Raw genomic sequence first — 10,349 nt, 5'->3', positions numbered from 1 at the left:
ACAGACAGCACCCCAGTACGCGTTAGCATACCGGCGAACACCGAAGCGGGCGACACCGTCGTTATCAGCATCAACAACGGTCAAGCACAAGAGATTGAAGTCACCGCCCAAGCCTTAGCAGACGGTTATGTTGAAGTGGACGCACCTGTCACAGACAGCACGACCCAAATCACCGCAGAAGCCTTTGTTAAAGACCCTGCAGGTAACCAATCAAACACCGCACAAGAAACACTAGCGCTTGACACCAATGGTCCAGATGCACCTATTGTTGTTATTACAGAGGATTCAAATAATAATGGAGTCATTGAATATCTTGAAAGTGAAGGGGATATTGACTATCTAGTTACGGTTGCAAACAATACTGAAGTTGGCGATACGCTAATAGTTAATGGTATGGAAATAGCGGTAACACAGGAAATTTTAGATAACGGCTATAATGGCACATTACCAACTGTTGATGGTGCTGTAGTCAAAGTAGAGGCTTTAGTTATTGACAAAGCAGGCAATATTTCAACAACTAGTAATGATACAGCTACCGTTGATTTGACCATACCCGATGCTGATCCTATTTACTTATGGCATCTAGGTGCTAACCTAAACAATACTGAAGGTCCATCAGATGCACGTGGTAAATTCGGAGGCTGTTATGGTAATGAAGTGAACTACGAAACTGGTAATCTAAATGACGCCATTTATATAGGCTATACAGGTCATAATAGCAACGGTAATTTAGTTGTATCTCCTTGGGATGGCGATTTTGAACGTGATTGTGGTGATGGACATGTCGTTTGGACGATGCAGACTTATGCAGGTCATGATTTTGTTCAAATTCGTGAAGATCAAAATGCCTATACCGTTGCGAAGCTTGGCTCAGGTGATGACACTTATTATGTACAAGGTGCTTTAGATTCAGACTTACTACGCGCTAAAGCCAATACAGATGCACGTAGCTTTATTTATACCGAAACTGGTAATGATAATGTTGTCGTTGGTGGGAATGGTGATGGTTGCGTGACAGGCTGGGGGATTGACGGGGGTCGTATATTTACTGGAAAAGGTAATGACAATGTCACTGTCTATGGTGAAATGGATGATGGTGGTGTGATTGACTTAGGTTCAGGTCGCACAGACTATGCTGGTTATAATGATGCCAACTTTGCCAATACAGTTGATATAGCTGGTGAAATAAATAATGTCAGCATCAGTAAAAATCTAGGTGAAGCTGGTCTATACGACTTTGGTCATATCTTCGGTGGTGCAGGTGATGACAAGGTTAACATTGGTACTTATGTTGAAGGTGCGAGTGAAATTAATCTTGGTGAAGGTAGCAATACTGTAACTATTGGTGATGACCTCGACGGTCAAGCCAAAGTGATAACTGGTAGTGGCGCTGATACACTATATATCGGTGATGATACCGAAGATTACTCATCAGTTGACTTAGGTGATGGTGATAATATTATTGATGTACATAGTCAAATAGAAGACCATAGTCGTATTAAAGCTGGTAGCGGCAATGATAGTCTTAGCATCGGTCATCATTTGACCAATTATGCTACTGTTGACTTAGGTCATGGCGATAATGATATTACTATTGGTAAAAGTATGCTTGGAAATACTAGCATCACAGCAGGTAATGGTGATGACCATGTGCAGATTGGTTATGTTACTGCCGGAAATGCCGTTATTCGATTAGGAAATGGTAATAATACATTGCAAACTGGTGATGATGTTGATTGTAATAGCCAAGTTATCACAGGCTCAGGTGATGATGTTGTTATGATTGGAGATGATATTGAGGATACTTCTTCTATTTATCTTGGTAATGGTAACAATCAGATCAAGATTCATGATGCTTTAGAAGACTATTCTAGTATTAGGGCTGGAAGCGGAGATGATGTGTTGGTAGCTGGTGGCTCAACTTGGAATAAAGCATATGTTGAACTTGGCGCTGGCGATGATAGTGTCACGATTGCTGGAAAAATGTATCATAGATCACATATTAATTTAGGGGATGGTAACGACCATATTAGTGTTGGCGGTATGCATCAGTATGCCAGTATTAAGACTGGTACAGGCGATGATGTGATCGACTTAGGTGATTCGTTCAGCACCTATACCTACTATCATCATGTTGCTGTACAAGCAGGTGAAGGTAGTGATGTTATTATCTTCAATGGTGGTTTGATGCGTGGTGTAATTGATGGTGGAGAAGGTCAAGATACAATACAAATGACTTTCAAAGATGATAACAGTTTGGTTAGCAAATGTACGCACGAAACCAACTTATCCACCAAGAATATTACTGGTATAGAGGTGGTAGAGTTAAACGGAATGAATGCCTTTGATGTTCGTTTTAATGACTTAATACAAGACAGTGGTCGTGACGGTGCTTTATATATCCAAGGTAATAGCAACGCTAAAGTGGATCTTGGCTCAACTAATTGGAATAGTGATGGTGCCGAAAAAGCGCAGTGGAAAGATATAACAGGAGGTACTTGGAGTAAGTCAGATACCACGACACTTGATGGTGTCAGTTATGATGTTTATCACAACTCTCGAGCAACTGATGAAAGTCATGATGTCTATATCGAACAAGGTATTGTTGTTATATAAAGAGCTGTTTAATAATCATATAAGGAGTGAATTTCATATAAGGAGTGAATTAAAGTTGTTTCTTTAGACTAAATAAAAAAACGATATCAATTGAAAGTAATATTTAAAAATAAACCTTGCTTAACTGGAGTGGGAGGCATATACTAAACGTCTGCTTAAGAGAAGCACTGCAGAAAATCATTACCTCGTAGTAAAGTTATGACCTTCTTTTGATTGTTATAATCCTTCGTTTTAAGATTTACCGTACAGCCCTCATAAGCATCGAGACCAAAAATTGGTTATTATGTTTAAAAATTAGGATTATAATTATGTCAGAAGCTATTAAAGGTACAGTAAAGTGGTTTAACGAAGCTAAAGGTTTTGGCTTTATTGCTCCAGAATCAGGCCCAGACGTTTTCGCTCATTACAGCGAGATTCAAAGTTCAGGTTTTAAAACTTTAGCGGAAGGCCAAGAAGTTGAGTTCACAGTAACTCAAGGTGCTAAAGGCCCACAAGCACATGGTATTACTGCTATTTAAGTATAGCCAAATAGACAGTGAAGTATATTCATACTAAGTGTGAATATTCTAAAGCAAAAAAAAGAGCCTATATTATAATATAGGCTCTTTTTTTTGCTTTATGGTTACAAAATTAAGGATGCTTAATTTATTCATGCTAAATAAACAGAACCCAATAGTTTAGATTAATACAGCAAGCTTTGAATAATAATACCTTTTCTGAAAAATAACCTATCTTTGTCAAACTCGCTAAACCTACTACTTGTAGCGTTTGCACTCTTTTTCCTCGATATCTTAATTTTCAGATTTGGTATAAGTACGCGCCATACCCGCTCCATCATTAAATAAGTCTGGACCTGCTACTGCTGGATAAATATAATTACAATCTTCTTGATATTGTCCCTTACTATTATCATGACCTAGGCTACATTTTTCAGCAAATAATTTTTTCCATTATCAAGATTTGGTTCAATATCTGTATTTACATTGACAAATCCTTGACCTTCTGGTGATGTGCCAACAGGGATGCCTTGTGACGACCAACTCATGTAAGCCAAGATTGCATTCATATCATCTGATGTTGGATCTGTGCTGTTCCATTCATTGAGCGCTCAGAGTATCCATTAATACGTTCTTACAGTGAGTTAACTTGAGCACCATGAAAGTGTTATAAAGGAAATAGCCCAGTTAATCCATCCCAAGGCGCTGCATAAGCTTCAGAGCCATTTTCTAAATGGCAGCTAGTACAGTTTAATCGGTTACCTACATTGTCAGGCAACTCTTCATAGCTATTGTTGACTAAAAAAAGTCCACGGCGAATAGCAGTGCCCAACTCATTATCTGGGAAGGTAGATTCATCAGGCATCTTAATGGTAATGTTTGGTGCTGTCCCCTGATTGACAAGTGGGTCAAAGCTACCTATATCATCTTTTAGTGCTTTGATTTGCTTTTGGATCAATTTGACACGAGCAATTGCTGTTCGCTTCTTCTATGCGATCAACGGCTTTAACTTGGTCATCATTTCTGCAACTTGCTGCTTAGTTGCTAGTGTCAGCGCATGCTCTGCTCCTAAGCCAGTAGAGCGTGCGGCACCAGAGTGATGATGCTAATGAAGAAATTGGAAAGTACAGCCACGTCCTTATTTCACTGGTAAGGTCAATGATTGCCAAGTGGTAAAAAGCCGAGGGATGCACGCTATTAAGGTTTGGGTTCTGTATAGATTTTATTTACAGAACTGACAGAAACTATTTTTTAGCGCACTGAAACGCTATTGCTGGATTGTAGACTTGCCCTAGTACTTGTCATATTTAAAAGTGTGAGGTGCTAGGTTATTAAAGGACTCTCAAAATAATTTAGGTCATTTTGAGAGTTTTTTAATATGGCTTATTAAAAGTAGCTAAGTTTTGGCACGCTGTTTGTCACTAAACACATCTTTTAGCACTTACATAACAAAAAGCAACGTTCTCTAGTTTTAGTATTGCTATTCTATTTATATGATTTGTTACGGCTTTATGATTGGTTGTAATTCATGCTTTAGCTCAGATTTTTTAGTATCTAAATCTCACTAATGCTTTTATTAAAAAAGTGACAATATAATAAAGCGACAATAAGTAAGAAGGTAATATTATGCAAAATTTTTATCCGATGTATTTAGCCAATAAGGCTCATGAAGGTTCAGAAGATGCATTAGAAGTTATTAATAAATACAGTCAAGATATGGTTGCTGAAGTAGCTCGCGCTGATAGTGATCTACTTGAGCAGGCTATTGAGGCAGGTGTTCAAGCCTTACCCGCTATGAGGGCGTTAAAGCCTTATGAAAGACAGCGTATTTTATTACAGTGTGTTGCAAAGTTTAATGAGCGCTTTGATGAGTTTACTGAAGCACTGGTTGCCGAGGGTGGTAAACCAAGAAGTGCTGCCGCCACTGAGGTTGAGCGATTAATTAGCACCTTTCAGTTTGCAGCAGATGCAGTAACCGCCTTGTCAGAAGGTGAGGTAATCGCACTAGATGTGACAGAGGCAAGTTCAGGTTATCGTGGTTTTAGCAAACGAGTGCCAATTGGGCTATGTGGGTTTATTTCACCCTTTAATTTTCCATTAAACTTAGTGGCTCATAAGATTGCACCTGCGATTGCTGCTGGCTGTCCATTTATTCTAAAGCCAGCCAGTTATACCCCAATAAGCGCCTTGTTAGTGGCTGAGGTTTTGGCGGAAACTGACTTACCAGAAGGTGCGTTCTCAATCCTACCCATGTCGTCAGATGTGGCAGATGTTCTAGTCACAGATGAGCGTATTAATCTGCTGTCTTTTACGGGTTCTGACAAAGTTGGTTGGGATATGAAAGCCCGTGCTGGTAAGAAAAAAGTAGTGTTAGAGTTGGGTGGTAATGCGGCGGTAATGCTTGAGCCTGATGCAGATTTAGAAGTTGCACTACCGCGTATTATTACTGGTGGTTTTAGCCAAGCCGGCCAAGTCTGTATTAGTGTGCAGCGGGTTTTAATTCATAAAGATATTTACTCAGAAGTTAAGCAAAAGTTGGTCAATTTGGCCAAGGAAGTTAAGACGGGTGATCCAAGTATGGGTGATGTACTCATAGGACCTATGATCAGTGAAGGCGAAGTAGAGCGATTAAAACAGTGGATTGATGAGGCAGTAGAGGGCGGTGCGACACTATTGTGCGGTGGTGATGCTGACGGTGTTATGCTCAATGCGACTATCTTAGAAAACGTTGTTCATGATGCCAAGTTATATAAGGATGAAGCCTTTGGCCCAGTGATGATACTAGAAGCTTATGATGACTTTGAGTCAGGTGTCGCATTGGCAAATGATAGTCGCTTTGGATTGCAGGTTGGGGTATATACAGCCAATATTAATAAGGCATTACAGGCTTGGGATGAGATCGAAGCAGGTGGAGTAATCATTAATGATGTTCCGACCTTCCGTGTTGACAATATGCCTTATGGCGGTGTCAAAGATTCAGGCTTTGGCCGTGAAGGCGTAAAATATGCTATTGAAGATATGGGTGAGTTGCGCTTAATGGTTATTAAAGGCTAGTTTTTAGTATCTGCTAGGTCAGGTTTAGTATTTACTAGGTTTGGTGTTTGCCAGTTTAAGTATCTGCCAAAGTTGTCCATTATTGGTTATGATATCAGCCAAAGTGTAGGCGTCCAACACTTGTAAAAAAGCGAGCGTCGCTTCAGCAAATACTGACTTTAGCTGGCAAACAGGGGCAATAGAGCAAGACTCTAATGGTGTAGCTCTCGTCGCCCCTGTGTGTGTGTTTAACGAAATGGTCTCTGTGGCAGGGTTTGGCTGATTATGTATTGAAGATGGCTTATCTAAGGTCTGTGAAGATTTAGCCGTCGTTGTGCTTGATGGCGCAGGGAAGCAGGGTACCAAATAAAAGTCAGGCTCTGTATGACGCAATACCTCACCTAAAACAATATCTTGCGGGGCTTTGGCTAACCTGACACCCCCATTTTTTCCGCGAATACTTTCAATGTATCCAAGTTGTGCCAATTGATGGATAATCTTGGTCAAATGACTTCTTGATATCTGATAGCTGTTGGCAATCTCTGTGATGGTCGCTAGTGTCTCTTGCTCAGATCTAACTGCCAGATACATTAAGGTGCGCAAGGCGTAATCACTATAATTTGTAAGTCGCATATTAGATACTCTATTAAAAAACTTTGAATATATTTGTTTTGTCGTGTTGCAGGCTTGCTAACGTTTGAGTCACAACTTGAAAAAATAGGCATGCCTGCGTTAGGATTACAGATAGTCACTGGTCTGTGGATGGCTTATCGTATGTTACCAGATTTCGCCAGTTGGTTTCGCTGGGATAATGATATTAGTATTTTGGTTTCCAGTAAGGTGTGTTTGCTTGCATTAACTTTGATCATTGCATTACATGCCAGATTCCGAGTTATTCCAACCTTATCAACGCAAAGCTTGAATGTTTTTGCTGTACATATAGTTGCAATTACTTTGATATCGGTTGGGTTTGTCGTGGTTGGTTCGTTATTTCGTACTGGTCTAACTGGTTAATCATTAGACGTATTAGCCAAACAGGCCGTCAACTCTTGGCTTTGCCAATACGGGTAAATAACTAAAGCAAAATAAAACAAAACAGCCAATCCACGCCGTTTGAGCAAGCGTGATCCACAGGGTGTAATGCTCAAAAGCCACCAGAGGTAATAGTACTCGGAATACAAATGCCAAAATCATAAACACAAACATCGCAGTTACCGTCTTCGGTGGTGCGTGAATGCTACGACCCGTATGGCCTAAAGACACTCGAGTCATCATGGCTACTGTCATCAAGCCAATCCCAGATAAAGTCAAAGCATGAACCGCAATACTATGGCTAATCCCTAACTGGCGAAAGACAGACCAAGGCTGCAAAGCAAACAGTACAAAGCTTAAGCACATACCCAAAAAAGCGATAAATAATGACCACAGCAAAGGCTTTTGCCACAAACGATGCTGATACCATCCGGCCAAACGAATACCATTAACCAAGGCTACCACACCAGCACTGAGACTAACTAGGTAGGGGTTTGGATAAAAGATATCCGCCAGCATAAAGATTAAAAAGAACAGCAAGCTCAAGCCATCTAACACAGCACTGTTATTAACTTTAACCTCAGTATCACTGTCGTAACTCAGCCCTCTTTCAATAAAAAAAGGCATCACTCGGCGACCAATGGTCAGCACAATGCCCATCACCAAATAAAGACCTAAATAAATACCAATGCGTTGATAATCTTGCTCTGCTGTGAGCGTACCCCAATAATATAGCCCATTGCCTAGCGTTAATAGCACCAGTTTGGAGATGATGCCCATTTGTTTGTACTGTTTGACAGCCATTACTGCTTTGATGACAGCGCCAGCATTGGTCAGCATAAATAGTATGTCTGCTAAGAGGGCAGCAAATAACCAAAAACCAATGCTATCAGTACCGAGACCAAGGATTAACCAGCAGATACGGGCGATGAGCCAGAAGCCAAATATACCTGCTAATCGATAGCCATAAGGCATCATGATGCCAGTCCAGGTTTTGACCGCAGTTAATAAAAATCCAGCGATGATGGCCATCGCATAGCCATAAAGCATCTCATGGGCATGCCAATAAAAAGGGTTAATCTGGGTGACATTGAGTGCTGTTTTTCCCATAAAAATAGCAGACCATAGTAACATAGTGACTATGGCAAATAAGGCACCTCCACTAAAAAAGATACGAAATCCTAAGTTTAAAATAGGATATGGTGAGTGGGGTGGTTTGCTGGCTGGTTGAATCTGAAGCATAGTATACCTCGATCCTAATTTATTAATATAAAGATATATTTAAAATGAATGTTTTATTGTAATCTATTTTGAGCCGATTTAACAGGGACAATGTGGTGAATTGAGGGTGGGTAAATTGCTGTTTTACTGCTTTAGACTATCAATAGGTATGTTTGCTAGAGGTTAAGTTGCTATAAAGGTTACCAAAAGCTGTGTTTGTTAGAGAAGGCAAAAAAGCCTTGATGTGTCAATAAATTTACATCAATAATAAAACAAACCCCCGCTAAAAGCTAAGTTAGCGAGGGCAGGAGAAAAGTCGTACTTTGTTATTATTATGTTTATAAGGGTCTAAAACAAATTTATCTCATTTTTCCTACGAAGATGACTGTTTTTCCTAAGAAGATGATTGTTCAACAGACCCTGCTTTCTTTGTTACGAGATTTATTATATCAGACAAGTTTTTATAAGTAAACAATAATCATTATCGTTATTAAGCGTATTGGCTGGTCCTGTGATTTAGTCTTGTTAGCTAGGTTAGTAAAGCTTGGTATAATGACGTTAATTAATGAGGGTATGTTTTTTAATTATACCAAATCTGAAAATTAAGATATCGAGGAAAACCAGTGCAAACGCTACAAGTAGTAGGTTTGGCGAGTTTGACAAAGATAGGTTGTTTTTCAGATAAGGTATTAGAGTCTGTTGAGCTTTCACCACATGTGCTCAATAGCAATCTAGGTCTAAAGAAAAACTTCATTTTCGTGTAAACACAAGCTCAATTTTTTGCTACGAAGATGACTATTTAATAGATCCTAGAATATATACAACTTAATAGATCCTAGAATATAAACAACAAAGTACCTATAAATTACTTAGCTTTTTCCCCACTCTCAACTTATTAGCATGTGCATGGCTGGTAATTTTAGCTAAGCTAAAGAATAAATTTTATGACAGATGCTGGTCTTGTATTTACGCCAAGAGTTGAGATTTGGGTTTAGCTTTTATAAACAACTAACCACTCGATTTTAAATAACTTAAGTGAGAAACCAAGTGCCACATGAATTAACCCTTACTGACGCTGAGCTGATGCGCTATTCACGTCAGATACTATTGCCCAGCTGGGATTTAGATGCACAGCTACGTTTAAAATCCAGCCAAGTTGTCATCTTGGGTGCTGGTGGATTGGGATGTCCGGTTTCTGAGACGTTAGCACGCGCTGGCGTGGGGCATATCCATCTGATTGATGATGACCTGATTGAAGCTAGTAATTTACAGCGCCAAACACTATTTACTCACGAAGATATTGGCAAAAACAAAGCCAAAACGGCTTGTGAAGCACTGCATAGTATCAATCCACACGTTAGTTTGAGCTATGCAGATCAGCGGCTAACTATGGATAACGCTGCCAAGCTACTGTTAGTTGAACATATGGACACGCAGCAATCAGAAGCACCTTTTTTATTATTAGATTGTACTGATAACTTTGCTGCGCGTGAGATACTAAATCAAATGAGTGTTCGCTATCGGCTTCCTTTATTATCAGCCTCTGCTATTGCGATGACAGGTCAGCTTGCACTATATGAGCCTGCTAAGCGAAGTGGTTGTTATCATTGTGTTTTTGGGGACAGTGTCGCTACTGAATCAGGCGAGGATGCGGCGGATACTCGCAATTGTAGTAACTCTGGTGTGCTTGCTAGTACGACTACTGTGATGGGGAATTTACAAGCCAATGCAGCATTACAGTTTTTGGGCTTGGCACACAATCCGCTGGCAGGTGAATTGTTAATATGGGATGGCGGTCGTATGAGTCAACACAAATTGCGTTATCGGCAAGATAAGCAGTGTCCTGTGTGTGCTGCGGGTGTTTAGAGTATCTTATTTAGAGGTTCTGAGGCGTGCTTGTGACTAGATTGGCATTAAAACAATAGCACTTAGCTCAGTTAACTAACATCA

General features: G+C 40.0%; 10 protein-coding genes. 6 read left to right on the top strand and 4 right to left on the bottom strand.

From position 1 onward, the window contains the following. The coding region (locus H140_RS16040; RefSeq protein ID WP_019672831.1) for a hypothetical protein at positions 1-2,616 on the top strand (2,616 nt) is incomplete at its 5' end. A 308-nt stretch (positions 2,617-2,924) separates the two neighbouring features. Next, entirely contained in the window at positions 2,925-3,134 is a 210-nt protein-coding gene (locus tag H140_RS0106380; protein ID WP_019672830.1) for a cold-shock protein, read from the top strand. Between the two features lie 398 nt (positions 3,135-3,532). Here H140_RS0106380 and H140_RS16375 read toward each other — a convergent pair whose 3' ends face one another. Together H140_RS16375 and H140_RS15145 are read right to left on the bottom strand one after the other, a co-directional pair. After that, the gene (locus tag H140_RS16375; RefSeq protein WP_265088618.1) at positions 3,533-3,661 is read right to left on the bottom strand and encodes a hypothetical protein; all 129 of its coding nucleotides are present in this window, start codon (positions 3,659-3,661) and stop codon (positions 3,533-3,535) included. A gap of 119 nt (positions 3,662-3,780) precedes the next feature. Next, complete coding sequence (locus tag H140_RS15145; protein ID WP_026348896.1) at positions 3,781-4,071, bottom strand: hypothetical protein; 291 nt, start codon at positions 4,069-4,071, stop codon at positions 3,781-3,783. A gap of 1 nt (position 4,072) precedes the next feature. Here H140_RS15145 and H140_RS15855 point away from each other — a divergent pair, with 1 nt between their 5' ends. Beyond that, positions 4,073-4,213: a hypothetical protein gene (locus tag H140_RS15855; protein WP_156819102.1), complete on the top strand. Its 141-nt coding sequence runs from the start codon at positions 4,073-4,075 to the stop codon at positions 4,211-4,213. Between the two features lie 526 nt (positions 4,214-4,739). Further along, positions 4,740-6,167 (top strand): aldehyde dehydrogenase family protein, encoded by a 1,428-nt coding sequence (locus H140_RS0106360; protein ID WP_019672829.1) that lies wholly within the window; start codon positions 4,740-4,742, stop codon positions 6,165-6,167. A 24-nt stretch (positions 6,168-6,191) separates the two neighbouring features. Here H140_RS0106360 and H140_RS0106355 read toward each other — a convergent pair whose 3' ends face one another. Continuing rightward, positions 6,192-6,779 carry an Rrf2 family transcriptional regulator gene (locus tag H140_RS0106355; protein WP_019672828.1) on the bottom strand — a complete coding sequence of 196 codons (588 nt, stop codon included), beginning with the start codon at positions 6,777-6,779 and terminating at the stop codon, positions 6,192-6,194. Positions 6,780-6,812: 33 nt separating this feature from the next. Here H140_RS0106355 and H140_RS0106350 point away from each other — a divergent pair, with 33 nt between their 5' ends. Further along, positions 6,813-7,160, top strand: coding sequence for a CopD family protein (locus H140_RS0106350; protein ID WP_019672827.1), 348 nt, complete (start codon positions 6,813-6,815; stop codon positions 7,158-7,160). A 12-nt stretch (positions 7,161-7,172) separates the two neighbouring features. On the opposite strand, the gene H140_RS0106345 is transcribed toward H140_RS0106350, so the two are convergent. After that, positions 7,173-8,420 carry an NnrS family protein gene (locus H140_RS0106345; protein ID WP_019672826.1) on the bottom strand — a complete coding sequence of 416 codons (1,248 nt, stop codon included), beginning with the start codon at positions 8,418-8,420 and terminating at the stop codon, positions 7,173-7,175. Positions 8,421-9,482: 1,062 nt separating this feature from the next. On the opposite strand from H140_RS0106345, the gene H140_RS0106340 reads away from it, so the two are divergent. Continuing rightward, entirely contained in the window at positions 9,483-10,265 is a 783-nt protein-coding gene (locus H140_RS0106340) for a HesA/MoeB/ThiF family protein (protein ID WP_051086871.1), read from the top strand. Positions 10,266-10,349 lie beyond the last annotated feature (84 nt).

Origin of the sequence: Psychrobacter lutiphocae DSM 21542 (assembly GCF_000382145.1) — a bacterium.
Classification (GTDB): Bacteria; Pseudomonadota; Gammaproteobacteria; order Pseudomonadales; family Moraxellaceae; genus Psychrobacter; species Psychrobacter lutiphocae.
This window is presented reverse-complemented; position numbering and strand designations above follow the sequence as displayed.

What these genes read in the sequence shown, in the direction of transcription:
- H140_RS0106380 (WP_019672830.1), top strand. Translation starts at nt 2,925, where the DNA reads ATGTCAGAAGCTATTAAAGGTACAGTAAAGTGGTTTAACGAAGCTAAA.
- H140_RS0106345 (WP_019672826.1), bottom strand. Translation starts at nt 8,420, where the DNA reads ATGCTTCAGATTCAACCAGCCAGCAAACCACCCCACTCACCATATCCT.
- H140_RS16375 (WP_265088618.1), bottom strand. Translation starts at nt 3,661, where the DNA reads ATGAGTTGGTCGTCACAAGGCATCCCTGTTGGCACATCACCAGAAGGT.
- H140_RS0106340 (WP_051086871.1), top strand. Translation starts at nt 9,483, where the DNA reads ATGCGCTATTCACGTCAGATACTATTGCCCAGCTGGGATTTAGATGCA.
- H140_RS0106360 (WP_019672829.1), top strand. Translation starts at nt 4,740, where the DNA reads ATGCAAAATTTTTATCCGATGTATTTAGCCAATAAGGCTCATGAAGGT.
- H140_RS0106355 (WP_019672828.1), bottom strand. Translation starts at nt 6,779, where the DNA reads ATGCGACTTACAAATTATAGTGATTACGCCTTGCGCACCTTAATGTAT.